Origin of the sequence: Enterococcus wangshanyuanii (assembly GCF_002197645.1) — a bacterium.
GTDB lineage: Bacteria > Bacillota > Bacilli > Lactobacillales > Enterococcaceae > Enterococcus_L > Enterococcus_L wangshanyuanii.
In genome coordinates, this window is sequence record NZ_CP021874.1 from 2,744,328 (window position 1) to 2,769,884 (window position 25,557).

Genomic DNA, 25,557 nt, shown 5'->3' on the forward strand with positions numbered 1-25,557 from the left:
GGTGAGTAGATGTCTATAAGAGGGTATATCCCAATCGAAAAAGATAGTTTGCCTGAAAAGTTTGAAATACCTTTGGGCAATGTCAATTACATTTTAGGTATTGACTATAATAAGACAGAAAATATTTTTACAGTTGATCTCTTTAGCTATGATAATGATCCTATTGTTATCGGTGAAGCATTAGTATTAGATGAACGACTTTGGAGGGATATTGTAGATGATCGGATTCCTTCTATTGATTTAGTACCAATGGATGAATCGGGGAAATCTAGTGAAATAACGTTTCAGAATTTTGGTGTAGATATCTTTCTTTATATGGATGATTTACCACCTAACTATAGTGAGCCAAGTTTGGAGGGTTCAGAATAATGGCAGATCAACAATGGATGCGATTGTTACAAATAGAAATGCATGATAAAAGTGGAAAGAATCGCGTATTATTTCGAGCAGATTCGGGGCGACTAGATCGCTTCGAGATACATATGACTGCTCCATTTTCGGATGAGCCTACACCTTCGGAAGTGTCTGTTACTATGTATAACCTTAGTAAAAAAAGCATTGATTTTATTAAAAAAGGAAATCCTGTTTATATACATGCTGGTTATGCAGGTACTAGTCATGGTGTTATTACACAGGGTACTATCGCTACTCTGCAGCCGACTGTTCTTAGTGGTGTTGATCGTATTACGACATTTACATTCTTGGAAGGAAAAGATTATTCCGATCATAAAGAAGTGAATATCACTTTTGCTAAAGGGTCAGATGCTAACACGATAATTAGACGTGTAGCAAATGAATCAGGAATTCCTATTTCAGAAATCAAACTTAAAAACAATAAAGTTTATGGATCCGGATATACTGCAGACGGTCAGGCAATGAGTGTACTAGAAGAAGTAGCCAAAGCATGTGATACATCAATTTATTTTCGGAGAGGACAGCTTGTAATCAAGAATTTCAAGGAAGGTAACAAGGAACGTTTGAAATTGAGCGCAGCAACAGGATTGATCAGTCAGCCTACTCGAATAGAAAACGGTGATTATTCTGGATGGTCGATAGAATGCTTGCTACAACATAAAATTAGTACAGGCACAGCAGTCCATATCGATTCAAAAAATGTAAAAGGAAACTTTTATGTAAAAAATGGCCAGCACTCCTATGATGGATCAAATTTCACTACTACATGTGAGGTGGTATCATGAAAGATTTTGATTCTCGTTTTTTTAAGGACTTTGAAAAGCGGATCAATAAAAATTTGAACGTGATGCAACTATGTCGCGTCGTTGAGATTGATGGACAGAAAGCAAATGTGCAACCTATTGCTTTAAAATCTGACGGAGGAAAAAGAGCCATGATTTTGAATGCATTAGTTTTAAATCATTGCAAGGAAGACATCGGAAATGGAAAAGTTGTCTTAGTCGGATTTTGTGATCGTGATATAGATAACTTTCGTGGTTCAGCCGACTATTCTCTATCCTCCGAAAGAATGCATAGTCAAAACGATGCAGTTATTTTGGGGGTGATAGGATGAAGGATCTAGTTTTGTCTAGTTCAGGTGATGTACTATTTGAAAGTGATTTGCAGCTGGTTGATGGCGAAGATGAGTTAGCTCAAAGCGTTCTTCTGATTCTATCGATCAGACTAGGTGAATTTTTTTTAGAAGATGAACTAGGATTGAGTCATGAAAATATGTTAGCTAAAAACTTTAATGAAGAATATCTTTCACAAGACATAGTTTGGGCAATAACAGATCAAGAACCAAGAGTTGCCAGTGTTAATGAAGTTGAAATCATAAAAAACAATAGAGATTTATCTGTGCGTGTGAGAATGATAGCAGCAGATGGTCGCGAAATCGAGGTGATGGCTAATGCTTGATGAAAATGGTTTTAAAAGGAAAAGCTATAATGAGCTGATCTATGACATGTCAGAAAAAGCAAAAGAACTGTACGGCGAAGATGTGAATGTTTCTAGCAATTCGGTTTTAGGCATACTTTTTAGAATCGTTGCTTGGTTCCTTTCTCTTATTTATGAATTAGCAGAGAGAATCTATCACAGCGGTTTTATCAGCCAAGCAACTGGAGTTTCTTTGGATCGCTTAGGAGCAAACAATGGCATACTTAGAAATCCAGCAGCTGTTGCTATTGTCGAGTTGTCATTCACCGGAAAACCTAATTACGTAATTACTGAAGGAGTAAGGTTTTCCACAGAAGATAAAATCCAGTTTCAAATGATCGATGTTGTCAAAATTGATTCTGCCGGTAATGGAAAAGGAAAAGCAATCTCATTAGAATTTGGGCCAGCAAACAATGTTGGTGCGAATATGATTACAAAACAGGTCGAACCTACAGAAGAACTAACATCAGTAACGAATCCTGAAAAAGCAGAAGGGGGAACTGAGAGAGAAACGGACAAAGCTTATCGTGAAAGAATCCGTCTATCTTTGAGAGGGAATCCTGGTCCGCCAATCAATGGTATTTTGACAGCATTACTAAGCGTTAATGGAATAAGAACAGCTAGTGTTGTAGAAAATAAATCAATGGAAATCGATAAATATGGCAATCCTCCTAAATCCATTCATGCCTATGTTCTTGGCGGTGTAAAAGAAGATGTAGGAAAAGCACTCTTTGAAAGTGTAGCAGCTGGTATTGATACAGTAGGTGGTCAAATAGTAGAGGTTGAGGATTTAGGGGGCTTTAAGCATGAAGTTAAATTCGACTATGCTAAGGCAGTTAATATTTATACTCGAGTAGAACTTAAAACTGATCCAAAATTTGAACAAGAAGGATCTGAAAAAGTTAAGTTAGCTGTAATAAACTACATCAACAATTTAACGATGGGTGAAGAAGTGCGTTTCAGCTACATCTACCCTTTGATTTATCAAATACCTGGTATTATTGTTGCTGATATTAAAATAGGTTTGAGTGCTGATAATGTTTTGGCCAAAGATATCTTGCTAGATCCAAATGAATCAGCACAAGCTCAATTGGAAAATGTGACGGTGATAGATGATGTCACTTAACAAACTGGCAAAACTATTACCAGATGTGTTCAAAAAAGATGAAGCATCTAATATCGGAAAATTACTATTAATATTTGAAGATCAAATAGATCATGTTAGAGCTTTGCTAGAAAAGACAGCAACTTGGAGAGATATAGAGAATGCAAAAGGTTCTACTTTAGATGAACTAGGGGCAAACGTCGGTCAGTTTCGAGGGAAATCACCTGATGAAGTATATCGAGTATTGATCAGGGGGAAAGTAGCCAGAAATTGCAGTGATGGAACAATTGATAAAATGCTTCATGCATTAGCAACGTCTCTAAATTGTCCGCCAAGCGAAATTCAAATTGTTGCAGCAAATGAAACAGAAGATGAAAAAGAAGCTGCTGCAATCATCATCAAAAAGGCTCCACTAACTTACTTGAATAAGTCAGGTCTATCAGTATCACAATTTTTACAAATCGCAGAGAGTATCAGTTCAGGTGGCGTACGGATGGCGTATGTGAATCTGGAGGGTACTTTTTCTTTTGCATCAGGAAAAACAATTGAAGAAAGCGATGAAGGATTTGCTGACATTGATGAAACAGCTGGTGGAACTTTAGGTGGTGTATTTATGCCGGATGATGATTACAAGTTACCACTATAAATAGTACTTGAAAGGAGTAGCATATGGTTAATTTTATGAGTGAGTTACCTATTTGGCAAGCTGAAGGTGTTCGTCCGCCTGATAGTATGGTGACCGAAGGCTGGAAGGCATCACAGAAACCACCAGCTGATTATTTTAACTGGTTTTTTAGTCGAACATATTTTGCACTTAAAGAATTACAAGAAAAATCAGCTACCGAAGAAAATTTAGATTTACACAAAACAAGAACAGATAATCCGCATAAGGTTACTGCAGCACAAGTTGGCTTGAGTAATGTTATGAATCAAAAGCAGGCAACAAAAGTTGAATTCGATTCGCATGATACTGATCAAATTAGGCACATAACAGAATCAGAAAGAACTAGTTGGAATTCCAAAGCAGCTGGAGTTCACAATCATACATGGGGAGATATTCAAAACGTTCCCATTGGCTCGTTAACCCAATTAGGTGTTATAAGACTAGTAGATTCTGTCGCTAGCACAGATAGAACGAAAGCAGCAACGCCAAATTCAGTTAAAGATGCATATGATCGTGGAACTCAAGGAATTGCCGATGCAGCAGAAGTTCAAAAAAACCTTGATGCCCATGGACAAAATAAAAACAATCCCCATGCGGTCACAGCGAGTCAAGTTGGTTTAGGTAAAGTTGCAAATTATGATATCGCTACAACAGAAGAAGCAGTGGCGGGTACAAGCAATAGTAAATATGTAACTCCTTTTACTGTCAGTGAAGCGATCAAAGCATTACAAGCAATTAAATCTGTTAATGGCAAAACCGGAATAGTAATTTTAGGAAAAAGCGATGTCGGGTTAGGGAATGTTGATAATGTGAAACAGGCTTCAAAAACTGAGTTTGATAGTCATGCAAGTGATAGTGATAAGCATATCACTGCCAACGAAAGAACAGACTGGAATTCTAAAGCTAATGGTTCACATACACATACCATGTCACAGGTAGATGGGCTGACCTCATCACTAAATAGTAAAACTAATTCAAGAGGCTATTCCAATAGTACAGTGACTAGCTTAGGTGAAGAGACTGATATTAATACGCTAAATGAAACTGGAACATTTATGGGCTACAAAATGGTTGGGGCACCTGATTCTGGTTGGTGGTATATAGATAATATGGTGCACAATAGTGGTTATTGTACTCAAGTTGCCTATCGATTAAATAACTCCACTGATTTTAGACCTAAAATAAGAAGCAAAGTAAATGGTAAATGGTTTGAATGGCAAACTTTGTCAGTCACTACAGATAATGCGCCTACAGCTACTAAATTACAAACAGCAAGGGAAATTGCAGGTGTAACTTTTGATGGCACCAAAGATATAAAAATAAGTGCTGCTAATGTAGGTGCATTGCCTGAAACTAATGAGGTGATTTTGAATAGCTCCTCTATTTCTATGTCTTCAGGAACTGTTACTCTTCTTGATAGCATAGAGAATTATGAGGCGCTTGCAATAGAAAGTTATGTGGCCGGCAATGGATCAACACAATTGAAAATCCACAATAATGCAGAAACATTAAAAGTAGAGTTTAGTATGGTTAATGTAAATAATGATCCCAACTCAAAAGGATATGATTTGTATGAAGGATCCGTTACATTTTCTAAAAATACAGTTAAATTTGACAGAGCAAAAATGGTTAGTTATTTAGGCGAGATTGTTAATGGTACAGATAATCTAATGATTACGCAAATCATTGGTAAGAAGAAAGGTCCAAAGGCATTTAGTGGTCAATAATATTGAGAGCGGGGAAAGGTATGGCAAATGAAGTCTTGATTGCAATAATTGGTTTGGGAGGTTCTGCTTTGGGAACTTTTGCAGGTATACTGACTACTTCTAAGCTTACTACTTATCGTTTAGAAAAGTTAGAGGAAAAAGTTGAAAAGCATAATAATGTAATAGAAAGAACTTTCATTTTAGAAGGTAAGATGACAGAAGTTCAACATGATATTGTTGATTTAAAGGGGGTGAAAAAATGAAAATCGATTGGAAATCTAAATTAACTAGCAGAAAATTTATTTCTGCTGTTGTAGGGGTCACTATTTCAGTCCTAGCAATTTTTAATGTTGATGATCTTACAACAGAAAAAGTGACAGCGTTAGTATCGGCTATCGGGTTGCTGGCAGCCTATATTGTTGGAGAAGGTTATGTTGATGCAAATAGAGATAAATAACTAATAGCCCTCATTACGAGGGCTATTTTTTATATAAAAAATTTGGGAAAGAGGTTTTAAGATGAAAAAATTTAGTAAGTTTTTATTATCATTGATTGTTGTTACAGGGTTGCTATTGCCGTTACCGGCAGCTGCTTATACAGTTGAACAAGATCCTATTCAGTTTAGCTATCATCCAGGTTATGCAAGTAATGAAATTATTGTATTACACGAAGCTGGAAATCCAAATAATGTTGGGCTAAACTCACTGGATAATGAAACAGCCTATATGAAGCGTAATTGGCAAAATGCCTATGTATCATATTTTGTAGGTAGTGGTGGACGTGTTAAGCAACTAGCACCTAACGGTTATTATCAATATGGAGCTGGGGCAATTGGGAACAGTAAGGCTTTTGCACAAATCGAGTTATCTCGAACAAATAATGCTGATATCTTTAGGAAAGATTATGCAGCATATGTAAATTTGACACGTGATCTAGCTAAGCAAGCTGGATTTAGCTATGATTTAGACGATGCTACACCATACGGCATTAAAACTCACGAATGGATCACCAATAACTGGTGGGGTGATCATACTGATCCATACGGTTATTTAGCTCAATGGGGCATTAGTAAATCTCGTTTAGCTCAAGACCTAATGAACGGTCTTCCAGAAGACGGAAGCGAAACGATCGTCAAACCGAATAAGCCCAACACGCCGAAATATAAAGTAGGTCAAAACATCCGTTTTACTACTATTTATAATGGTCCCGATGATCCAAATGAGAAACACATCAATGCAAATCAAAAATGGACACAAGTTGGCACAATCACTCGTAAGCTTGATGGTCGTAAAAATTTATATGAGGTTAAAAATACTGGGAAGTTATTAGGTTATGTAAATGATGGCGATATTGCAGAAGTTTGGACACCTAATCAACCTGCTACACCATCTAAACCAGAGCAGTCTAACCTTATTAAGATGCATGGTACCTTTACTACTAACCAAAGTTTGCCTGTTTCTGGAGATACTACGGTAGCAAGCCCAGCGTTAGCTTGGTATGATCCTTACGAAGCTATTGTTTATGATGGATATACACAATCAGCTGGTTATGTATGGATCAGTTATATTGATTATGGTGGAACTCGACGTTATGTTGCAGTGGGTCCAGATGATGGACGTATTGATACAACATGGGGTAGAGGTTTCTTTAACTAATTAGCAGTTGACATTTTTTTTAAAGGCAAAGTTTTAACATTGCATATGATTGGTTGCGAAAATCATTCAATTCTTGTAATTTGGTTGCAGTGACATGATACAGTTGTTAAACATGAAGAAAAGTGTAGAATAGTTGTAAAAAATAAAAAGCCCTAATCTCTTGTCATGAGATTAGGGCTTTTTTTGTAATTTGATACCTAGAAACACTATTTTGGAAACAAAAACAAAATACAGCTTTAAGAAAAACGGTTCATAATGTATAATTTTAATTAATAAGGTTCAGGAAAGGTAAGTCATAATGGCATCTATTAGTGATAATTTAGATACAACATCAAAAGACTTGTTGAGAACATCTGTTGAAACAAAAAAACAAAAGGATTTTAAAAATGCTCACCCTAAAATGACTCCTAAGCAACTTATACAAAAGATGGAAAAAAAGGGTATAAAATTTGATATAATGAGCAAAGATGAAGCAGAAAAGCGTATAAAAGAAAATACATATTATTTTAAAGTAGGTGTGTATAGATATAACTTTGATAAAGACCAAAATGGTAAATATAAAAATTTAGATTTTGCTTACTTAGATGATTTAGCAATTATTGATATGAGGTTTAGAAGGATACTATTGAATATGTCATTAGATTTAGAGCATTCATTAAAAACGTTATTGAACTCAGTGATTGTAGAAGACAAGAGTGAAGATGGATATACAATAGTACAAGATTTTGCTGATAGATTCAAAATGGACTTATCACAAATATATGGAGCGTCTAAGAATAAATTGCATTATTTAAAGCCAATAAATGATAAACATAGTGAATGCACTTCGATTTGGGTTTTATTTGAACTGATGACATTTGGAGATATGTCGAAGTTCCTTGAATTTTTTTTCGAAAGAACAACTATATTCAAAATGAGGTTTAAATATCCAGCTAGATTAATAAAGTACGCAAAAAATGTTAGGAATGCTGCGGCTCATAATAATCCAGTTTTAATCAATATGAGAGGTAATAAAATTTCACCAGATTCTAAAATCAAACAAGTAGGAAATAAAGCGGGAATTTCTCCAGAAATATATAGGAATAGAAGAGTAAATGATATTTTGTGCCTGTTCTTTTTGCATGATATGTATTGTAGTGTGGGTGTTAAGAATCATTTAATTAATGAATTAGAAGATTTTAGCAAAAGATGTAGGAAAAATGCAACCTACTATAAAGATAATGCACATTATAGCATCTTCCGTAAAACAACAAAACCCTTTAAAGTATGTAAACCGCTACATATAAGGGTTTTGTCATGTCCTTAATTTAGTTTATTGTTAGTTCATCCACAAATCTGTAACGAATTTTCACAGTTTGGTGGCGCACGCCGTCAATCTTTTCAGGTTGTCCAAGTTCGATTTTTCCAATCAGCTCTCGCATCATCTCTGGTGTGAGTTCTTTTGGTTCAAAATATTTCTTGACGATACCCACAAACTGTGAAATGTCTTTACTCTGTTTTGTTTGTTCATCGAGTCGTTGGTTAGCTTTTTCGATAAACAATTTTAGTTCTGTTTGTTCTTTCTCATAATTGTCACTTAACTTCATAAAGCGGTCGTCTGAAATTTTCCCGTTTAAATTATCCTCGTAAAGCTTCTGGATAATGTTGTCCAATTCAGAAAAACGGACTTTAGCTTTTTCTAACACTTGTTTGTCTTGCCTCATAGCTTTAGCATTACTCAGTTCAAATTGCTTTTGCATATTTTCCACAAACTTTTTTTCATGATTCGCCACAAATTGTGAAATGTGGTTAAAATCATCTAAAACCACTTTAGATAACGTTTTTTCACTAATTCCATGAGCATTATTACAATCGATGAGCCGAGACTTTGAACCTGCACAAGCATAATAACCTTGACCAGCGCTAAATAGATGACGGGAGCCACAATCTACACAATGAGCTATCCCAGAAAACAAACCGACTTTATTATGTTTTGTTCGCCGTCTTCGTCCAGCTTTACGCATTGTTTGCACAAGATCAAATGTTTCTTGGTCAATAATTGCCTCATGAGTATCATAAAAAACTTTCCGTTTTTCTTCTGGATTGAATAACAGTTTCTTGGTTTTATACGATTTCTTGTACGTCTTGAAGTTAACTGTATGTCCGCAATATTCTTGTCGTGCTAAGATTTTTCCTACTATGTCTACATTCCAAAAACAAGGGTCAGCATGCCTAATTTTTCTAGCTTTGATCCCTAGGCTGTTCTTGTAGCAACTCGGTGTTAAAATTTGCTCTTGTTTCAATTGTTTAGCTATTTGCGTTAGACTAAAACCTTTTTTGTAGTCACTAAAAATTCGCTTAACAATTTTAGCAGCCATGTCATCTACAATCCATTTTTTCTTATTTTCTGGGTCTTTGAAGTATCCATACGGAGGATTGGCGCACATCTTTTCGCCTGCATTGCCTTTGGCATGTTTGACGGCTTTTATCTTCTTGCTACAGTCACGAGCATACCACTCATTGAACATATTGCGAAACGGGGCGAGTGTGTTATCGTCCTCGTTATTACTGTCTACATTGTCATTAATGGCGATAAAACGGATGTCTTTTTCAGGAAACATCATTTCCGTAAACATACCAACTTTTAGATAATCACGCCCAAAACGGGATAAGTCTTTCACGATAAAGTTTTTAACTCGTCCTTTATTGACTAGCTCAATCGCTTGTTCAAACGCTGGACGTTTGAAAGTCGTTCCAGAAATACCATCATCTACGAAGAAAACAAGGTTTTTCATGCCATTATCTTGTGCGAATGTTTCTAACATGTTTTTCTGATTGATAATACTGTTAGAATCACCTAAACTGCCATCGTCTGCCGAAAGCCTCGCATAAAGCACCGTTATATCCGTTAAATTATTTGAAAGTTCAGAACTATTTATTGATGTCAAAGGTCTATTTGCTGTTTTCATCTTTCTCACTCCTAACTCCAGTGAAAAGACGAGCTTTTACATCTTCAATTATACCATAAGTTAGGGAGATAACAGAGGAGAAAAGCCCATTATTTCAAGGTTTTACTGACTTATTTCATAGTTTTCTATTAGGCGTTTTATGGCTTTTAATAGATTCTGTTTATTCTTTTCAGTCGGTGTGAAGTTGGTAGTTAAGATGAAAACAGTGTTTCCGATTTTTAAGGTTCTTTCTGGCGCATATTGCTTTTCTTGGTTTTCGTTTTTAAACACCTTCACTTTCTATTAATTGCTTTTTAGTTGCTTCTAACCGCTCCTCGGATAGCTCCACATACTCTTTATGAATTTCCATGCCAATATACTTTCGGTCCAGCTTCAAAGCGACAACGCCTGTTGTTGCCGAACCTGAAAAGATATCTAAAACTATATCGCCAACACCAGAGTAAAATTTAATCGCCATTTCTGGAATTTTTTCAGGAAAAGGAGCAGTATGTCCATTTTGATTGTGTTTGCATTTACGATAATCCATGGTCGCTGGAAAACGTGCAACATCTTTACGCCATAGAGCTAAGGTATCTTTATCAATTTTGTTTTCTGGTTTTTCGTATCGTTCTCTTAGTTGGCTTTTTCTTGAAAATGTATAGTACCCTTTATTACTAGGCTTTTTACAAGATTTATTGCGACATTCATATAGTTGAACGCCACTTGATTTACCTTTTCGATAGGATTTGGGATTCTTGCATTTTGGACATTCTAATCGTTGTTTTTCTTCTGTCGGTTGTTTAGAAAATACTAAAATATGTTCATAGCAATTAATTGGGTGTTTTTGGTATGGGTAAGGTTTGCCCGCTAAATGTCGTTTAGAATGAACTTCGCCCTTATACCAAATGAAATCTTCCTGAAGCGTGAAGCCGATTTGTTCTAACATAGTAATAAAATATGCCCCAAGAGGGATTCGACGCCGACTAGCAGGAGTTTTATTGGTTCTTCCCAAAATATCTCCGATGTTTACTATAATGTTTTTATCTGTTTTTATTACTCGGAACACTTCTGAGAAAATTTGCTTCATATCGAATAAATACGCCTCTAAATTTTCCCATTGGCTATATTCTCTAGCGTTATAATACGGTGGTGAAGTTACCATTAGATCAATGCTTTTACTTTCCATGTCTTTCATTGCATCCAAGCAATTTTTGTGAATGATTTTATAGGTCATTTTATTTGTCCTCCTGTTGTTTTTTCATACCGCGAATAAGCGTGTCAAATTCTTTTATTGTTATCACACGAAATAGCATTTCTGCTTTTGGTAAGTTTTCATGGATATAGCGAGTTAATTGTTCACATCGTTTCTCGTTTGGCGTTATCCATACTACAAACGGAAAGACACCATTTTGTCGTTGCTCAATTCCAGAATTGAAGTAATTTATATATTGTTTGCATTTCTTTATTACTTTGATCGGTGCTTCGGTAGCTCGGTCAATTTCTAGAAAATAGACAGTCTCAAATTCTCGTTCATGAGCTGGTACTAGAGATGCAAATAAATCAGGTTTGAGGTAAAAAGAAATACCTCTTTCTGAAAACGTCCGCCAACATCTTGGCTCATGTTGAGTTTCTAGCAATTCGATTTTCTTTTGTTGGTCAAGTTCCAGTAATTTTGTATAAATTTCATTGATTGCCAACATATGTTCCAAAAATAAAATACTGGTAGGCTCATACAGTCTTTTGCGACCGGCTTTTAGTTTTGTGTTTCCTAATTTCAGCAGATTATACCCACTCGCTGAGAATGTCCAAATTTTTCCGGATGACCCACCACGTTTTCCGCCGATTTGTTGGTCTAGGTGGTCGATGATTCCTAGCTCTTTCATTCGTTTAGTTGTTCGGTTACACGCTCGTAAACTAGCTGTTTCGTTTTTGTTTTCAGTAAAGAACACTCGGCGCAGTTGGTCACTGGTGGCAAATTTTACTTTGTGCAAATGTTCTAAGATTTCCATTTCTCGTTCGTCCAGTTTTTTTGCAATAAGTTTCAGTTCATTTTTAGAACGTCTTTTTTTATTTTCCTCATTCATAATTGTTTCCCCCTCGGGAGAGATATTATTTTGACATTTTTAAAGAAAATTCAAGATAATAGAGGCATCTCCCTTAAATTAGTATTTTGGTTGTTTTTCCGCTTTTAATAAGCCCTCGTTCCTTAACGGGAGTCGTCGGGCGAATCGTCAGCGAAAAAGCTTAGTAATTCTTAAGTTTTTCGTTTTTTCTTACCTAAATTCATCTCTATTTCTTCGTTATTTAATTCATTAGTTTGTGGCTCTGTTGAATTCATTAAGTCCACATATTCTTTTTCAATTTCATCAATATCTCGCCCATAAGTTTCCGCACTTCTGGCAAAAACTTCGGCTGGTAGTCGTATGCTTGGCTTTGGTGGAAAAGTTTTTCCACTCAACCAAACATTAGCAATTTTCTTTTCATTTAAAGTGGTATACACTTGATATTGAGGTAGGCTCATAAAATCTATCTCAGTTAATTCGGGCGCGAGGTCGGCAAAAACTTTCGCGTCCGTTTTGCTTGGTGAGAAGATTATCTTTGATTTCGTATTACTTAATACAGATTCTCTTAATTCTTTGTTTAATTGTCCGAGGTGCTGATGGGCGAAAATGAAGTTTAAGCCTAAAGACCTCGCCATTTCCAGCATATTTTCAAAATCTGAACCACTTTTCGCAATGTATTGTTGAAATTCGTCAATATAGAGCATTACTTGAGAAGTGGCTCGCTTGTCCTCTGGAAGTTCAGCACGACGCAAAGCAATATTCCAAATTGAATTTATTAGCAAACTAGCACAAAGCTTCGCAACTGTATCTCCGACCATTCCTGAGTTGAGCGGAACGAGTAAGATTTTCCCCTTGAATACATCTTCTAAATTAAATTTTGGCTGTGCTTGCCCTAAAGCACCACGAAACGCGGAACGCATTAATAGTACGTTTAAACGTCTTAAAAGTGGGGCAAGCTGTTGGTTGCGGTCTTTTTCGGATTGTGCTTCAAAGTTCGCCCAAAAGCTTTTTAAATATATATCATCTAATTTTGCAGTTAATTTGTGGCGAAAATCGGAATTTGTAAAAATCAGTGGCAAATGAAGCAATGTCATATTCTTATTTCGGGCTAGTGTGAGCAAGCCACAAGTAAGTAGTTCTTCCGTAAAGATGCCAAAGTCAGGGAAAATTCCTCGTAAGCTACTCAATACTGTTTCCGCTACTAGTTCAGGACTTTTTCCGTCAATATAAGATAGAACGTTAATTCCTAGTGGTTGATTAGAACTAATATCCCAAATAACTACATCTTTAAGTCGGTCTTCTGGTATTCTCTGCACGATTGATTCAATCAGGCTAAATTTTGGATCAATCACGATTACGCTACGTTTGTCTTTTTTACTTTTTTCGTTACTCCCACCCAAAGAGCAATCCTGTAAAATCAAATTTTCTAAAACAACGGATTTACCTGAGCCACTAGGTCCCGTAATGAGTGTATGCAGATTACGTAAGCTTTTATCTACTGATAAATTGAGAAGTCGTTTGTCGTCTGGATTCTCGTTTAAAGTTTCACCAAATGCTCGGATATTTCTTGTAGGATTTTGGTAGTTTTTTGGTGGTAATAGGATTTTTGGGTGGAGTGCCTCCACACCAACAAAATCACTTTCACCAGTTGGTAGTAATATGAGGTTGGCAAGTTCGGCAACAGATAGCTTTAATGGGTAACGCCAAAGTGTTTTTGCTTGGTTAATGGCTTGTAGTTCTTCTGGTTGAATGCTCATATTTATCCCGCTAGATTCCAGCATTTTAAGGGCAGACAACAAGCTCAAAATATAACTTCGGGCTTTGGTAGTATCCTTAGAATATGCACCTAGTCGAATAACTGTTTTAATCCGATGACTTCCAACTTTATTTTTAACGGAGCTTCTTATCTCACTGGTAGCAGTCGGTACATTTCCAGCTACGATTTGCCACCAAGAAGCAGAAGGGTCAGGCAGATTTTTCGGTAGATTTTCTGGTACAATACTTGAAGCAAGTACAATCTGCAAAACAATCTCATCTCCACTAGCTACTTGTGCCATTGTAGCAAGCGTGGTGCGCGCTAGAGCTTCGGCATTATCTGTTTTAAGAGAAAGTATCGGGCGAGTCATAGTAAGACGCTTAGCGACAGTAATAGGCTTTCTCTTATTTGTATCTGCTTTTAATTCTTGTCCAAAATCAATTTTTCCATGTGTTTGAAATAGCTTGGCAATTTGGGAGAATTCTGTTTGTTCTGCTCCTAATAGAAAGCTTATTTTTCTGCTAGTAGCACGAACTTCAAAAATAAGTGGCTTGCGATTTTCAGTTGTCACTAGATGATTGACTAGACCTAAAACATCGTCAAATTCAAAAGGACGACGCCAGAATAGCTCATGCCAAACGAGCGTATCAATTTTATACTTCATCTTATTCTCTCCATTTCTGAGCTTTCCTGATTCTCAAGCCAACTATTAGCAGAATTACGAAAACGCCTAAAAATAATAGTGGTAGCCAAACGGCAGACAATAGCCGTATACCGTAATTGATTAAAGCACAACCAACGGCGAACATGATGGTGTATGAAAATAGTTTTTTCATTGGGTTCACGCCCTTTTCTTTGCCTTGATTTTGTTTTGTCATTATTCATATCAGTCCTTTCTTTTAGTGAATAACTTTTCCATTTCAACACACAAAAGCAAAATTGAAAATGGTAAAATTTGGCTACTTTTGTAGCGGTTAGACAAGGGCTACTAAAGAGAAAAATCCATTTAAGGGTAGCTAACACACCATGTTGTAGAAATTATCTTTTAAGGATATAGGCGCAACTTTGAGCGTTGCGCCTATATTTCATTTTTTATTTATGACGTAAAAATTCATCCATCATAGCTCTTCGGGTGGCAAAAGCATCTGCATCTAAGTCAGATTTTTGTTGGAGTAAAGAGGCATAGAATTGTTCTTCTTCGGTATATTCTGGTTCATTATCTACTGGTTTGTTTTTCTTGAACAAGTCAGAAATAAACAAATAAGCGATTAGTCCAGTACTAATAACACCAGCTGTTAAAAAGAAGAACATTAAGGCATTTACGATATCAAAGTGCATATTAATTTCCTCCTAGTCTGTTGTTTGCTCGAATAGTGTATTCATCTACGATCATCTTGAGACGTGGTTCGGCAGTTGGCGCCATATCAGACAGTTGTTGCTCTAACATGGATAAATTAGCGATATTGTTCATTGCTGTATTTGTGATAAGCGACATGCCATTCTCAATCATATTCTTTCTGACAACGGCACGTACCACCTCACATGAATCTTTGTGAATTTGACGTTTCGCAGCGGTTGGCATATGGTCAGTTGAAAAATTACTTGGTGACAATGCAGTTGATAAATCATTTTGCTCTTGGTTGTTCATTTTTATAGCCTCATTTCAATTTTTATTTTAAGCATTCGCGAATTGCTTGAGATCATCATAAAACAGAAAAAAGCTCCTATGTAAAACAGGAGGTAAAAAGGAAGATTTGTAATATTTCAAAAATCAGTATTAAGTCTGATGAATAATTATGTTAGACATGCTACCTTCTATTCGTGGAGCAAGAAAGGAAAATTAAAAGGACTTAATAAAGAGCTGTTTAATGACTTGGTTGCTGATTTAGTGTTATTGAAAAAAGGAGAGGGGTTTACTTTTTTACGCTTAAATAAAGTACCGACTTTTAGGAAAGTTATGAATTGTGAAGATGAGGAATTTAGAAAGACGAAAATACGATTTGTTCAGTTGATAAAACTATTACCAGATGGTGTGGCGCAAGTTTCTTTATTAGCTGGATATGGTCTATTGATGGAGTATAAAGAGAAAAAAACACTAAAGGAAAGACGCTTAAAATTAATGAGAACGCTATCTATAAGTTATGATACTCTGGAAGAAATTGAATGGATATCGATACAGGAGTTGGCCAAATATATTTTCGATATAAAAGAGAATGAGGAAAACTTTCTTTGGCTAAGGAAATCAAGTACTTATCATTTTTAATAAAAACATACTAAGATTAAAGGGTAGACTCATTTGTCAACGAGTTTACCCTTTAATCTTAGTATGTTTTACCTATTCATTATTTTTATACTTTGATACATACATAGTTGAGATTTCATTGAAAAACTCAATAGCAATTTGCTGACGTATTTCTATCCATTCAGAATTAGAAGCAGTTTCTCTAATTTTTTCTTTAAATCCTTGTATAGTACCGTCGCCATAAGTGATTGAAAAATATGAAACAAGACTATTTATTGCTGTGTCTGTTTCTAAATATTTAAACCAATTAAACTTTGGCTTGACTCTCTCGGAGGTTTTGATTTCGAAGCGTTCTTTTTGATAGTTTAAGTCGCCAAGTTTTACTCTCTTATCAATTTCTCTTATTCCAAGAGTTTCCTTTTCTATTGCATAAACTATTTCTAAGGACAGTGCTGACTTGACATCAATGCTAAAGACTAGATCATGAAAAGTCATATTCTTATTCGATATTGGAAATTCTTGTTCTGCAACATTAATTAGATCTTTTTCTTTTCTAATGCTATTCTTTTGAGTGTTAAAATATCCTCGTTCTTTGGTGTAAAAACTTTCTTCTGTATCTAGTACTATTCTGTATGAAAAATCTGCGTAGTCTTTGTCAAAATTTGATATAATCGCACATATAGAATCGCTTTCTATATGTGAATGAAACAAACGTTTGATATAGAAACCATCACCAATACTTCTTATGAACTGAGAAAAATCCTGAAAAAGATCTTCTGAATTAAGACGTCTATTAAAAATAACTCGGACGTTCAACAGTGGTGTTGGTGGAGTATCTCCTCGTTTTGCTACTAAATTGCTAAATTCTTCTAGCTCAAGTGGTGAAAGATTATAGAACTTTACAATTATCTTTTGTAAATTCTTAAACGTAAAACGTTTCTCAATACTTTGCAAAATAGCTTGTTTAAAACTATTTATTGCTAATGGAGTTTTTTGATTTTTGTGCCGACTTTCCTCAATTGCTCTTGTAAGAGTTTTATAGTTTTTTTTCTCTTTTATTGACATTTCGATATTTTTAAGTTTTTTATAAAAGAAATTAGCATGTTCTCTTATTTCATTCAAATGAGGATAAAAGACTTCTTTTTCAAATGCAGACCACTTATCTTCTAAATAATAGGGGTCTTTTTTGGGATTATTTAAATTATCAAGTGAGGTAGCCAATTGTATATAAATAGTTTCTTTCTTATCTCTTTTAAAATTAAAAGTAATATCATTTACAAGTTCCATAACTTTAGAAACAATTGATTTTTCAATTCTCTCACTGTATACATGACCTTTAACTTTGGTATATAAAATTCGTTCTAATTTTTCTGGATACATCTCAGTTTTTTCAAGAACATCATGCAAAAGTGTAGCAAGAATAACAACATCATCAAAATGCAAGTTCAATAGAAATCTTGCTGATCTAAGAGGATGACAAATGAATTTTTCTCCTGTCTCCCTATAATCTCCTTCATGAGCTTCATAAGCAATATTATATACAATTGAAAAAAGCTCTAAATTTCTCCCTTGAGCAAGACATTCTTTTGAAAAATCTAAAAAGAGTGTCTCGTGTAAATTATTTTCAGCCATTCGCTACATCACCTTCATTTATGTCTAAGGCCTTATCACTGTCAATTATACTGAACATTTTTTTATCAACTGTGCCACCACCAAGAGAAATATTATATACTTTTTTATTTGTTTGAAAATCTGCAAAACTATTGACTAGCGATTCAATTGCTTGATTTCGTAATTTATCAGAATCGAGATAGGAATAGTTTTGACTTGTTTCGACTAATATTTTGATATAGTCCTCCTCAATTTCGTCTTCTTTGTTAACCGAAGTGAAAGTCGTATTTTGAGTTAGGGATAAAATATCCACCAATTCTTCTTCTGACTCAGCTGATAATAATTTATTTGATAAAGCAACAAAAGAAGTATAAGGAGAGCAACCTGTTCCTTGTAAGGGCAAAGAAGACTGTAAACCTGCACCACCAATATATTTATTTCGTATTCCTTTTGGAATTTCAAAGAGTAAGCTCATTTCTTTTTCAACATTACTTAGATGAATAGAGAAATTTCGTTCATATCTTAAAATTTCGCCTATGTATTTGTCATATTTTTTCATGTTATTTTCAAAAACATTATCGAACATTGACGAGATATCCTTTACGTTAATTTCGTCATTCCTTAAATTGAAGATAGCCTTTATTTCTGAGTTCTTTTCTACTTTTAATAATGCCTTTTTTAATTTCACGGGTCTGTTTTCTACTTGTATAATATAATAGAGTACATAAAATTGTTTAAATCTAAGCTTTGAACAATCAATTTCATCATAATTTTCTTCTATAAAGTAGAAAGGATTTAAAAGATCAGAAACAGTTACTTTAATATTGATAAGCTTTTTCCTATTTGAGTTTTGAAATAGAAAACTTATGTTTTCGCAAATTCTCTCTAGTGTATCTAAACTAGGATTTGATCCTTGCTTATTGTTTAGTAATTTAGAGAAAGCACTTTCAGCAAGTGCTTGCTTAGTTCCATTACCTTCACAGATTTGCAAGTTAGTAAAACGTCCTACCAGTTTGATTTGTTGTAGATTTTTACTTAAGATAGAGTTTATATTTTCACCCATACTTTCCACCCACTTTCTTTTAACATGCTTATTATACAATATAAAAAATATGTTTTAAAGGATGAATATGCTCTAAGGAGCAAAAAAATACTTTATTTTACATATATATCGATAATTCCTCTGGTTCCCATTGACTTATTCAATGTCGAAATATATACTTATAATCAAAGAAGGGGGGGTGTAAATTGTGTCTTCAGATTGTACTACTTAAGCATCTTGCGAAAGGAGATATTCATAATGAAGAAAATACTTGAGTGGTTGGAAAATATCTTAGAGGGGTTCCTACAAACTGTTGGTGGAACGATTTTTGGATGGGGTGCACATTTGATAACTGAATATCCTGTAGTTGCTATCACAATAGTAGCAATAATAGCGTTTACTGCACTGAATATTATCAAAAGAAAAGAACGAGAAAAAAGACGTCTCAATTTACAGAGACGCCGAAACAGAACCGTTAAGAAAAAGAATCGTCGAAAATGATTTTTCTTAAGCGGTGATAGATAGATCATCTTTTAGATGGTCTATTTTTTTGGTACTTCCTCCTAACCGAACGTTCGTTCGACGTAAGGACTCTTACATAGTATAACATTTAAGTAAAAGATGCAAGAGCAAAATCTATACAGTTTCTATTTTAGCTGTTTTAACTACGAACGTCAAGTAATCATGCTTTACGTAAGTAAACATGATTTTCTTTCATGACTAACAAAATTCTTACAAGTAGCAAGAATCTCGCCATCAATACTCCGTTCTTCGTAAACTTTAGTCCAGCCTTTATCTTTAGAAAACTCTATTTCTCCTGTGACATTTTCTCTCTAATATCCTAATGAGGCATTAAAAGCTTGTCCTCTATTTAATATTTTATCCGTATCATACCTAATACTGTTATTTGATTGGTCAAACCTAATTAGCAGCAATCCACAATAAGTGCCTGAACTATGTTCATAATGATCGCTTTATTTTTTTCCGAAGATACAGTCCGCTACCTAAAATTAATACGATTATTATAATACCCAACTCAATTATCCTCATTATTATTCATATGCTCTTCATTTTCCTTTTTCTGTGTCTGCATGTCCATTTTCTTCTGGACTGCATTGTAGCCCTTGCTAGATATTACACCGAATATCTTCGGAAGAAGTGCCATTAGTAGTATTGATGCTATTAGTAAAACTTCTTTCATAATATTATCCTCCAGTATTTAATTAAAAAAGACCAGTTTTATGATCATAATCAATCAGCTCACGTTTGATAGTCGCATTTTCATCTAATTCAAAAACAGCTTTTTCTATGGCGGTTAGTATGACATTAGGGTCAAGTGGATTGATTTCATTCCTTGTTTCATTGATAAAGAACGTAACTTCGCCATTATCTGCATAAATTAAGTAAGCAGTAAATTCCGTTTTCATTTTTTTGCAATAGAATTGAATGCCGTTATCATTTTCTAGATGAGCCATTTGTATATTTCTAGAATGGATAGGGGTTAAGTCTAAAGCGTCATAAAGTTCTTTAAACGATTTAATATTAGTATTAAAAACATGTTCCTGACGCATAAAATGATTTGAGCGTTGTTTTATTTCCCCTGAATCAGTAAGTTTTTTCTTCTTTACGTTGTTTATAGTTATCGCAATTATCCCAATAACACAGATTATCAAAATTTTAATCATTATAAAGTTCCTCCTTTATTTATTAACAAAAGTAATCTATTGTTATTATCATTGTTTTGTAAATTTAAACCTCTTCTTTGCCAAATAAAATACGAATAGCAGAAATGCCACCACATATTGACAAGATGAAGCAAAATAGACCAAATAACTTCATATAAAATGGTACATAGGCGCCGTCCTTCATGGCATTATAAACAATTAATGCCATGAGTAACGCAAATGCTGCACCAATAAGTCTTGTAAAAAAGCCCGCTAAATTACCAAAAAATTCCATTCTGTTCATTCCTTTCATAAATCGTATATTTTATTGAACTGACTTTTCAATATCCTTTAATGCTTTTTGAATAGTATCGATACTATTTGAGTTATTAAACTTAATCTCCGTTAAACTGTCTGGACTCACTTTCTGCAAGATCATATTGTCAAAATCTTGCTTTAGAGTAAATCCTTTCTTGTATGAAACATCAGAGGTATAGATATTATCTTCTCTATCTGCAAAAAAGCTTTGGTTCCATACATCTACAATAAAGAAAGCATAAATATCTCTTTCTTTAAAATACATATAGCGACTGCTTTTAGTCAGTAGCACATTATCTGAAATACTGGTTTTTGAGCTATTAAGAAGCTCTCGAATCCTAGCTATTCTTCGTTGTGACCGTAAATCTTTGTTTCGATTACTTGCATATCCTGCGAAAATTAGCACGGCTATAAATAGAGCTCCCCCTAAAGTTTCTCCTGTCATTAAAAATCCCCCCTTAAATTATTTTATGAAAATATCAAAAACTTCTTCATCTTTCCATAGTAGATACATAAACAGTACCGTGCTTACTCCAAAAACAATAACGAGCATAAAGTTAGGTTGGCGTAAGTCTTTTAATTGTTTATTCAGAGCTTCAGGATCACCCCAAACAGCTTTTCCAACTTCGCCATAATTCCTATTATCAAACCCAGAACCAAATCCTGAAATTGAATATTCTTCATGACTAAACACACTACCAGCATCGTAGGTATGTCCTCGATAATTTATACTTCCTGCATTCTTAAAACCTGAAAATAAAGTAATCAGGCAAGAAGTTACAGCAATAAGCACATATATTTTGGTCTTAGTTTTTAGTCTGCTAAATTTTGTTGTTTTTTCCATTGACTGTCTCCATTCCTTAAAGTTTTCAATTTCTAGTTGAAGCGTCTGTTTGACTTTATATCCTATACCAACAATTGAAAGAATAATCGATAATGTCATTGTGTACGGGTTGTCAAAAATTAGCACAAAGATAGTTAGAAAAATATAAGCACTTACTAATACAAGAAACGTATTTTTTATGAATTTTATAGTCTCCATCAGGCTTTACCTCCAAATTATTATCTTCTTGATGTTTTTAATTAATAAACTTGCTCCTAAATTGGCACTGATAGAACAAATTAAAACGATTGTTACTCTACACTTTTTACTTCTTCAAAAATATTAGAATATTAACGAGATTTTCCGCCTTTTGAAACCCTATCGCAAAAGTTCGTGGAAATCTCTAATTTTTTTAGTTTTGCATATACCTTGTCATAGTTCAAACTAGATTTTGGAAGACATATAAAGATGCTGTAAAACGAATTAGTTCCTGGCTCTGGGGTAGTCTTGTAATACTTTTCAAATAGGGCATCCGCACTAGAATAAGTGATTTCATCCAAAGTATCTGTTTCGAATAGCTCATTAAACATTGAAATTGTTTCCTGTTCAGATGACCCCAATCTCATGTAAACAACTATCTTCCCGTCGTACATATGTTGAGAATCATAGGCCTGTTTATATTTATATACTCCAAAAGATCCAATGAGTATAACTATTAAAGTGATAAATATTATGATCGATTTCTTTTTATGTTTCTTCATATCATTGCTGTTAAAGATCATATAAAGAGTACCTCCTTTTGATTGATGGATACTTTGCATTATTGTCTTTTTAATGACAATAATTTCGGTGCAAAAGTAGCACTTGAATCTGAGGTTGAGGTTAATAGAATTTCATTATTACTTTTCACTTCAACCAGATAGTTAACTTCGCCACCTGTAATATGTGAACCATGCAAAGTATATTTCCCATCACTATCCGCTTTTTCTGAAAGCGAATAACTACCATCTGGACCACCATTGAAACCGAATAGCGAAGCACTGACTGAACCATCATCGAATGAAACCACTGTGCCGTTTGAACTTTTCCACATACCATCAATACTAAATGATTTTGTACACCCTACAGTTAAAACAACACCAACTAATAACAAGACTGTTACGAACAGCCTTTTTTGCATTTTCTTCAAAAATATCTCCTCCTCATCTGTCCAATAACTCCACCGAACCAAGGTTAAATAGATATCTAAAAGAAAGCGCAAAAACGCCAATCCTAAAAGGCAGTAACCTTCTAGAATCAGCGTTTGAAATTTAATGAAATATGTATTTTTAGACCTCTACGAAACGTTGGTTTGGTAGAGAGTTGGTTGAGTAAAGCTTAACACATTTTGTTAGACATTTAAAGGTATTTTTGTCTATTTTCTTCTTGAAAGGTTATTGCGACGGGCTACGTTGTATATCGTTGATTCTGCCACGTTACATCTTTTCGCAATATCCCTAATTGGTATAGAGTTGAGGGTGTATAGATCAATGATTTTTTCCTCTGTTTTTTTAGGTAACCCCTTATTTCCTAATTTTTTTCCTTCTAGTTTGGCTCGTTGCAATCCATCTCTTGTTCTTGACCTAATATTGTCTAACTCCATTTCAGCCACGAAACCAAGTGAGATGCAGAGCATTTTACCAACAAGAGTATCCGTTTCTAAGTTTTCTTGTAAGCTGATAAGTCGAATATTATGTTCGTTGAATTCTTCTATTAAAGAAATTAGAGTAAACATTCTTCTAGTTAATCGGTCTAGTCGATAAACACATATTGAAACATCTACTTTTTTACTTGCTAGTTCCTTAGCTAATGTAATAGCGCTCATGAGTTCCAGCCGATTATCTTTCCCACCACTTTCTTTTTCTGTAAATAGAACATCACAGTCGCTTAACGCAGCCTTCTGAACCTCCATCCCAAGCCGTTGTTTGTCTTCTTGACTAGAAACTCTTGCATATCCAATCTTTACTTTATCCATTTTCTCTAAGTTGATTTGATTGTCTTGTTGCTGTTTTTCCATTTGAAAAACCTCCATATATTAGTTTATGTTACTTATATATGGTAAAGCGAAAATAGAAAAATTAAAAAAACTAGTGAAAAAGTTCAGATTGTCGCAAAATGTAAAGAATGGTAAACTTACTATGTAATGACTATCTCTAGACTTTTTTGAAAATTAGCTAATAGTAGAATAATCTAAATTAATGAAAAGAGGTATATATGTGGGAACAATTTTGAAGTTAAATGAGTACAGGCTGCTACAACATAGTTCTATTTTTGATAAAGACAGAGATCATTGGATATTAGAAATATTAAACGAGAAAAGAAACTTAGCTTTAAATAAAAAAATCCTCGAAAAACGTGGATTTTCTAATGATGATATAGAGTTTATAAAAAGCAATAAGGATATTTGGCTACAAGAGGCCAGAAATCAATGGAAACAAGTTGATGTTTTTAAAAAAACAGACAAAATCCCTTGCGACTTATGCAATAAGAAACATCATATAATGTGTATTGCTGAAAATAAGAAAACGAAAAAAATAATTAATGTAGGTACGACATGTATAGATACACTGGGTGACGAAATATCAAGAAGCAGTAAAAAGTTAGTTACAAATAATCGTGAGCGCTGGAATTTAGAAGAGATACAACATATTTTCCCTGGTATTCGAAAAAAAATTGATTTTTGGAAAGATTTTTTACAACAAACACCATTAATTATACCGTTTTATCTTTCAAAAAAATACACATTATTAGGTGTTAAAATAAAACAAACATTTGAAAAAGCAGTAAAATCAAATAACCTTATACCGCATATCGCTGAACTTCACCAACTGTTTGCACAAGAAAAACGAATAAAAAATAGCATAGATAGATATTGTAACATGCACATGGATACAGATTTTATTTATACTCGTGAGATATATAATGACCTAGCGATAAAACAGACAAATGCGTTAAATGAAATAAATGAGATTATTTGTTCGAAAAAAGTGGCGACCATTGATTGGAAATCTGCTCATAGAATTAACACAATAATGTTTCTTGAAAAGTTCGCTAATTGTTTTAATAATTCTGTACAAGTATTGAAAATTGTTGATGTAAAAAGAGGTAAATTTATAATTCAATTTACTCATTTACAAGATGTACTATTTAGCATGAGTTCAACTATATTTATACAAAATTTAGGTGATGCTATTTTTCTTAATACTGATTTATCAAATGTACTTAATGAACGAATTAATGACTGTTTAAGTAATTTAAGTCTGCTACAAACATCATCAGAAGAAAACAATATTCTGACTTTGATACACTCAATAATACGAAAAAAACTCAATATGGAGAGGTATTTTCCAGAAAAAGATAGCGAATTAAATAATTCGATAAAAAATCAAATAAAAAGACTTGAAAGAAAAATGACATCCAAGGAAAAAATAGATGAACTAGAACGCTTAATCTCAATCAATTGGAGCAGTATTGCCCGCTACAATAATAATATTTCTATTCGATATAAGCTCTTTTCTAGAGGTGAATATCCTGATTTTCTATTCTATATACCTTTAAAATATGCCATACCCAATATAAGAAAACTATATAAAACAAGGAACGATAATCTATCAAAGTTTGAAGAAATAATTGAAAATTATGTGTTTTTAGGACATAAACAGATTGCTAAAGCTATTAGTGATATTATAAAAGATGAAAATTATAGCAATTCAATCACTTTAAGGAATGAGCTAAACAGAATATTAAGATTGAAATATTTTGATGAAGATAAATATTTTTGGGAGTTGCATAATCTAAAAGATAAAATCATAGACTATAGAAAATATAAGCACCCTTATATTGATTATTACAACAGTAGCACAAATAACATCCACCGAATAACGAAAGAAGAATTTTTAGAATACGGGAAAAATATACTCTTATTCTCTGGGAAAAATAGAAATCTGGAAATACAAAAACTTATCGATCGGATTTTATATGGGAAAACTCAAACTAAAGAAGACTATAGAAAAGACGCCATGGTATCTGTGGCTGCAAGCGAATTAAGCTAA

General features: G+C 34.1%; 30 protein-coding genes. 14 read left to right on the forward strand and 16 right to left on the reverse strand.

Annotated features, from left to right (window positions below):
• Nucleotides 1–9: 9 nt before the first annotated feature.
• The 11 genes from CC204_RS13690 to CC204_RS13740 all read left to right on the forward strand — a co-directional run bounded on the left by CC204_RS13690 (nt 10) and on the right by CC204_RS13740 (nt 8,326).
• Nucleotides 10–369 (forward strand): phage baseplate plug family protein, encoded by a 360-nt coding sequence (locus tag CC204_RS13690; protein ID WP_088270670.1) that lies wholly within the window; start codon nt 10–12, stop codon nt 367–369.
• Entirely contained in the window at nt 369–1,199 is an 831-nt protein-coding gene (locus tag CC204_RS13695) for a phage protein (RefSeq protein ID WP_088270671.1), read from the forward strand. The genes CC204_RS13690 and CC204_RS13695 overlap by 1 nt, the downstream gene beginning before the upstream one ends.
• Nucleotides 1,196–1,528, forward strand: coding sequence for a hypothetical protein (locus CC204_RS13700; protein ID WP_088270672.1), 333 nt, complete (start codon nt 1,196–1,198; stop codon nt 1,526–1,528). Before CC204_RS13695 ends, CC204_RS13700 begins: the two co-directional genes overlap by 4 nt.
• Complete coding sequence (locus tag CC204_RS13705) at nt 1,525–1,872, forward strand: contractile injection system sheath initiator (protein ID WP_088270673.1); 348 nt, start codon at nt 1,525–1,527, stop codon at nt 1,870–1,872. Before CC204_RS13700 ends, CC204_RS13705 begins: the two co-directional genes overlap by 4 nt.
• The gene (locus CC204_RS13710) at nt 1,865–3,016 is read left to right on the forward strand and encodes a baseplate J/gp47 family protein (protein WP_088270674.1); all 1,152 of its coding nucleotides are present in this window, start codon (nt 1,865–1,867) and stop codon (nt 3,014–3,016) included. Before CC204_RS13705 ends, CC204_RS13710 begins: the two co-directional genes overlap by 8 nt.
• Entirely contained in the window at nt 3,006–3,641 is a 636-nt protein-coding gene (locus tag CC204_RS13715; RefSeq protein ID WP_088270675.1) for a hypothetical protein, read from the forward strand. Before CC204_RS13710 ends, CC204_RS13715 begins: the two co-directional genes overlap by 11 nt.
• Nucleotides 3,642–3,664: 23 nt before the next feature.
• Nucleotides 3,665–5,386 (forward strand): pyocin knob domain-containing protein, encoded by a 1,722-nt coding sequence (locus CC204_RS21040; RefSeq protein ID WP_227011156.1) that lies wholly within the window; start codon nt 3,665–3,667, stop codon nt 5,384–5,386.
• A 20-nt stretch (nt 5,387–5,406) separates the two neighbouring features.
• Nucleotides 5,407–5,628, forward strand: coding sequence for a hypothetical protein (locus CC204_RS13725; RefSeq protein ID WP_088270676.1), 222 nt, complete (start codon nt 5,407–5,409; stop codon nt 5,626–5,628).
• Nucleotides 5,625–5,822 (forward strand): hypothetical protein, encoded by a 198-nt coding sequence (locus CC204_RS13730; RefSeq protein WP_088270677.1) that lies wholly within the window; start codon nt 5,625–5,627, stop codon nt 5,820–5,822. The genes CC204_RS13725 and CC204_RS13730 overlap by 4 nt, the downstream gene beginning before the upstream one ends.
• Before the next feature lie 61 nt (nt 5,823–5,883).
• On the forward strand, nt 5,884–7,020 hold the full coding sequence (locus CC204_RS13735) for an SH3 domain-containing protein (RefSeq protein ID WP_088270678.1): 1,137 nt from the start codon (nt 5,884–5,886) through the stop codon (nt 7,018–7,020).
• Nucleotides 7,021–7,318: 298 nt separating this feature from the next.
• Nucleotides 7,319–8,326 carry an Abi family protein gene (locus CC204_RS13740; protein WP_227011157.1) on the forward strand — a complete coding sequence of 336 codons (1,008 nt, stop codon included), beginning with the start codon at nt 7,319–7,321 and terminating at the stop codon, nt 8,324–8,326.
• Between the two features lies 1 nt (nt 8,327).
• Here the strand turns inward: CC204_RS13740 and CC204_RS13745 are convergent, their stop codons facing one another.
• The 6 genes from CC204_RS13745 to CC204_RS13775 form a co-directional block, all read right to left on the reverse strand.
• Nucleotides 8,328–9,968, reverse strand: a complete 1,641-nt coding sequence (locus CC204_RS13745) for a recombinase family protein (protein ID WP_088270680.1) — start codon at nt 9,966–9,968, stop codon at nt 8,328–8,330.
• Nucleotides 9,969–10,230: 262 nt separating this feature from the next.
• Nucleotides 10,231–11,181, reverse strand: a complete 951-nt coding sequence (locus CC204_RS13750; protein ID WP_088270681.1) for a DNA-methyltransferase — start codon at nt 11,179–11,181, stop codon at nt 10,231–10,233.
• Nucleotide 11,182: 1 nt separating this feature from the next.
• Nucleotides 11,183–12,031, reverse strand: a complete 849-nt coding sequence (locus CC204_RS13755) for a replication-relaxation family protein (RefSeq protein ID WP_088270682.1) — start codon at nt 12,029–12,031, stop codon at nt 11,183–11,185.
• A 170-nt stretch (nt 12,032–12,201) separates the two neighbouring features.
• On the reverse strand, nt 12,202–14,430 hold the full coding sequence (locus tag CC204_RS13760; protein ID WP_088270683.1) for a type IV secretory system conjugative DNA transfer family protein: 2,229 nt from the start codon (nt 14,428–14,430) through the stop codon (nt 12,202–12,204).
• 428 nt (nt 14,431–14,858) lie between these two features.
• Nucleotides 14,859–15,104: a hypothetical protein gene (locus CC204_RS13770; RefSeq protein WP_088270685.1), complete on the reverse strand. Its 246-nt coding sequence runs from the start codon at nt 15,102–15,104 to the stop codon at nt 14,859–14,861.
• Nucleotide 15,105: 1 nt separating this feature from the next.
• Nucleotides 15,106–15,414, reverse strand: a complete 309-nt coding sequence (locus CC204_RS13775; RefSeq protein ID WP_088270686.1) for a hypothetical protein — start codon at nt 15,412–15,414, stop codon at nt 15,106–15,108.
• Between the two features lie 138 nt (nt 15,415–15,552).
• On the opposite strand from CC204_RS13775, the gene CC204_RS13780 reads away from it, so the two are divergent.
• A complete protein-coding gene (locus tag CC204_RS13780) occupies nt 15,553–16,029 on the forward strand; it encodes a hypothetical protein (RefSeq protein ID WP_088270687.1) in 477 nt (158 codons plus the stop codon).
• 72 nt (nt 16,030–16,101) lie between these two features.
• Here the strand turns inward: CC204_RS13780 and CC204_RS13785 are convergent, their stop codons facing one another.
• Both CC204_RS13785 and CC204_RS13790 read right to left on the reverse strand, forming a co-directional pair.
• Entirely contained in the window at nt 16,102–17,640 is a 1,539-nt protein-coding gene (locus tag CC204_RS13785; protein WP_088270688.1) for an HD domain-containing protein, read from the reverse strand.
• Nucleotides 17,633–18,682 carry a hypothetical protein gene (locus tag CC204_RS13790; protein ID WP_088270689.1) on the reverse strand — a complete coding sequence of 350 codons (1,050 nt, stop codon included), beginning with the start codon at nt 18,680–18,682 and terminating at the stop codon, nt 17,633–17,635. Before CC204_RS13790 ends, CC204_RS13785 begins: the two co-directional genes overlap by 8 nt.
• 237 nt (nt 18,683–18,919) lie before the next feature.
• Here CC204_RS13790 and CC204_RS13795 point away from each other — a divergent pair, with 237 nt between their 5' ends.
• Complete coding sequence (locus tag CC204_RS13795; protein ID WP_088270690.1) at nt 18,920–19,162, forward strand: hypothetical protein; 243 nt, start codon at nt 18,920–18,922, stop codon at nt 19,160–19,162.
• A 535-nt stretch (nt 19,163–19,697) separates the two neighbouring features.
• Here CC204_RS13795 and CC204_RS21205 read toward each other — a convergent pair.
• The 8 genes from CC204_RS21205 to CC204_RS13830 form a co-directional block, all read right to left on the reverse strand.
• Nucleotides 19,698–19,862, reverse strand: a complete 165-nt coding sequence (locus tag CC204_RS21205) for a hypothetical protein (RefSeq protein WP_157894293.1) — start codon at nt 19,860–19,862, stop codon at nt 19,698–19,700.
• 22 nt (nt 19,863–19,884) lie between these two features.
• The gene (locus CC204_RS13800; RefSeq protein ID WP_088270691.1) at nt 19,885–20,346 is read right to left on the reverse strand and encodes a hypothetical protein; all 462 of its coding nucleotides are present in this window, start codon (nt 20,344–20,346) and stop codon (nt 19,885–19,887) included.
• Between the two features lie 64 nt (nt 20,347–20,410).
• Nucleotides 20,411–20,620 (reverse strand): hypothetical protein, encoded by a 210-nt coding sequence (locus tag CC204_RS13805; RefSeq protein ID WP_088270692.1) that lies wholly within the window; start codon nt 20,618–20,620, stop codon nt 20,411–20,413.
• A gap of 30 nt (nt 20,621–20,650) precedes the next feature.
• Nucleotides 20,651–21,088: a hypothetical protein gene (locus CC204_RS13810; protein WP_088270693.1), complete on the reverse strand. Its 438-nt coding sequence runs from the start codon at nt 21,086–21,088 to the stop codon at nt 20,651–20,653.
• A gap of 18 nt (nt 21,089–21,106) precedes the next feature.
• Nucleotides 21,107–21,685 carry a hypothetical protein gene (locus CC204_RS13815; RefSeq protein WP_088270694.1) on the reverse strand — a complete coding sequence of 193 codons (579 nt, stop codon included), beginning with the start codon at nt 21,683–21,685 and terminating at the stop codon, nt 21,107–21,109.
• Nucleotides 21,686–21,816: 131 nt separating this feature from the next.
• Nucleotides 21,817–22,248, reverse strand: a complete 432-nt coding sequence (locus CC204_RS13820) for a hypothetical protein (protein WP_088270695.1) — start codon at nt 22,246–22,248, stop codon at nt 21,817–21,819.
• A gap of 38 nt (nt 22,249–22,286) precedes the next feature.
• Nucleotides 22,287–22,655: a hypothetical protein gene (locus CC204_RS13825; protein WP_088270696.1), complete on the reverse strand. Its 369-nt coding sequence runs from the start codon at nt 22,653–22,655 to the stop codon at nt 22,287–22,289.
• Nucleotides 22,656–22,880: 225 nt separating this feature from the next.
• A complete protein-coding gene (locus tag CC204_RS13830; protein WP_088270697.1) occupies nt 22,881–23,522 on the reverse strand; it encodes a recombinase family protein in 642 nt (213 codons plus the stop codon).
• Nucleotides 23,523–23,721: 199 nt separating this feature from the next.
• Between CC204_RS13830 and CC204_RS13835 the strand changes: the two genes are divergently transcribed.
• Nucleotides 23,722–25,557, forward strand: coding sequence for a hypothetical protein (locus tag CC204_RS13835; RefSeq protein ID WP_088270698.1), 1,836 nt, complete (start codon nt 23,722–23,724; stop codon nt 25,555–25,557).

Bases quoted from the DNA above. Each gene is read 5' to 3' on its own strand.
- CC204_RS13725 (WP_088270676.1), top strand. From the start codon at position 5,407: ATGGCAAATGAAGTCTTGATTGCAATAATTGGTTTGGGAGGTTCTGCT.
- CC204_RS13815 (WP_088270694.1), bottom strand. From the start codon at position 21,685: ATGGAGACTATAAAATTCATAAAAAATACGTTTCTTGTATTAGTAAGT.
- CC204_RS13785 (WP_088270688.1), bottom strand. From the start codon at position 17,640: ATGGCTGAAAATAATTTACACGAGACACTCTTTTTAGATTTTTCAAAA.
- CC204_RS13810 (WP_088270693.1), bottom strand. From the start codon at position 21,088: ATGACAGGAGAAACTTTAGGGGGAGCTCTATTTATAGCCGTGCTAATT.
- CC204_RS13795 (WP_088270690.1), top strand. From the start codon at position 18,920: ATGAAGAAAATACTTGAGTGGTTGGAAAATATCTTAGAGGGGTTCCTA.
- CC204_RS21040 (WP_227011156.1), top strand. From the start codon at position 3,665: ATGGTTAATTTTATGAGTGAGTTACCTATTTGGCAAGCTGAAGGTGTT.
- CC204_RS13805 (WP_088270692.1), bottom strand. From the start codon at position 20,620: ATGGAATTTTTTGGTAATTTAGCGGGCTTTTTTACAAGACTTATTGGT.
- CC204_RS13745 (WP_088270680.1), bottom strand. From the start codon at position 9,968: ATGAAAACAGCAAATAGACCTTTGACATCAATAAATAGTTCTGAACTT.
- CC204_RS13780 (WP_088270687.1), top strand. From the start codon at position 15,553: ATGAATAATTATGTTAGACATGCTACCTTCTATTCGTGGAGCAAGAAA.
- CC204_RS13705 (WP_088270673.1), top strand. From the start codon at position 1,525: ATGAAGGATCTAGTTTTGTCTAGTTCAGGTGATGTACTATTTGAAAGT.
- CC204_RS13755 (WP_088270682.1), bottom strand. From the start codon at position 12,031: ATGAATGAGGAAAATAAAAAAAGACGTTCTAAAAATGAACTGAAACTT.
- CC204_RS13715 (WP_088270675.1), top strand. From the start codon at position 3,006: ATGTCACTTAACAAACTGGCAAAACTATTACCAGATGTGTTCAAAAAA.
- CC204_RS13760 (WP_088270683.1), bottom strand. From the start codon at position 14,430: ATGAAGTATAAAATTGATACGCTCGTTTGGCATGAGCTATTCTGGCGT.
- CC204_RS13800 (WP_088270691.1), bottom strand. From the start codon at position 20,346: ATGATTAAAATTTTGATAATCTGTGTTATTGGGATAATTGCGATAACT.
- CC204_RS13775 (WP_088270686.1), bottom strand. From the start codon at position 15,414: ATGAACAACCAAGAGCAAAATGATTTATCAACTGCATTGTCACCAAGT.
- CC204_RS13710 (WP_088270674.1), top strand. From the start codon at position 1,865: ATGCTTGATGAAAATGGTTTTAAAAGGAAAAGCTATAATGAGCTGATC.
- CC204_RS13730 (WP_088270677.1), top strand. From the start codon at position 5,625: ATGAAAATCGATTGGAAATCTAAATTAACTAGCAGAAAATTTATTTCT.
- CC204_RS13830 (WP_088270697.1), bottom strand. From the start codon at position 23,522: ATGGAAAAACAGCAACAAGACAATCAAATCAACTTAGAGAAAATGGAT.
- CC204_RS13700 (WP_088270672.1), top strand. From the start codon at position 1,196: ATGAAAGATTTTGATTCTCGTTTTTTTAAGGACTTTGAAAAGCGGATC.
- CC204_RS13790 (WP_088270689.1), bottom strand. From the start codon at position 18,682: ATGGGTGAAAATATAAACTCTATCTTAAGTAAAAATCTACAACAAATC.
- CC204_RS13695 (WP_088270671.1), top strand. From the start codon at position 369: ATGGCAGATCAACAATGGATGCGATTGTTACAAATAGAAATGCATGAT.
- CC204_RS21205 (WP_157894293.1), bottom strand. From the start codon at position 19,862: ATGAAAGAAGTTTTACTAATAGCATCAATACTACTAATGGCACTTCTT.
- CC204_RS13820 (WP_088270695.1), bottom strand. From the start codon at position 22,248: ATGATCTTTAACAGCAATGATATGAAGAAACATAAAAAGAAATCGATC.
- CC204_RS13740 (WP_227011157.1), top strand. From the start codon at position 7,319: ATGGCATCTATTAGTGATAATTTAGATACAACATCAAAAGACTTGTTG.
- CC204_RS13690 (WP_088270670.1), top strand. From the start codon at position 10: ATGTCTATAAGAGGGTATATCCCAATCGAAAAAGATAGTTTGCCTGAA.
- CC204_RS13735 (WP_088270678.1), top strand. From the start codon at position 5,884: ATGAAAAAATTTAGTAAGTTTTTATTATCATTGATTGTTGTTACAGGG.
- CC204_RS13750 (WP_088270681.1), bottom strand. From the start codon at position 11,181: ATGACCTATAAAATCATTCACAAAAATTGCTTGGATGCAATGAAAGAC.
- CC204_RS13770 (WP_088270685.1), bottom strand. From the start codon at position 15,104: ATGCACTTTGATATCGTAAATGCCTTAATGTTCTTCTTTTTAACAGCT.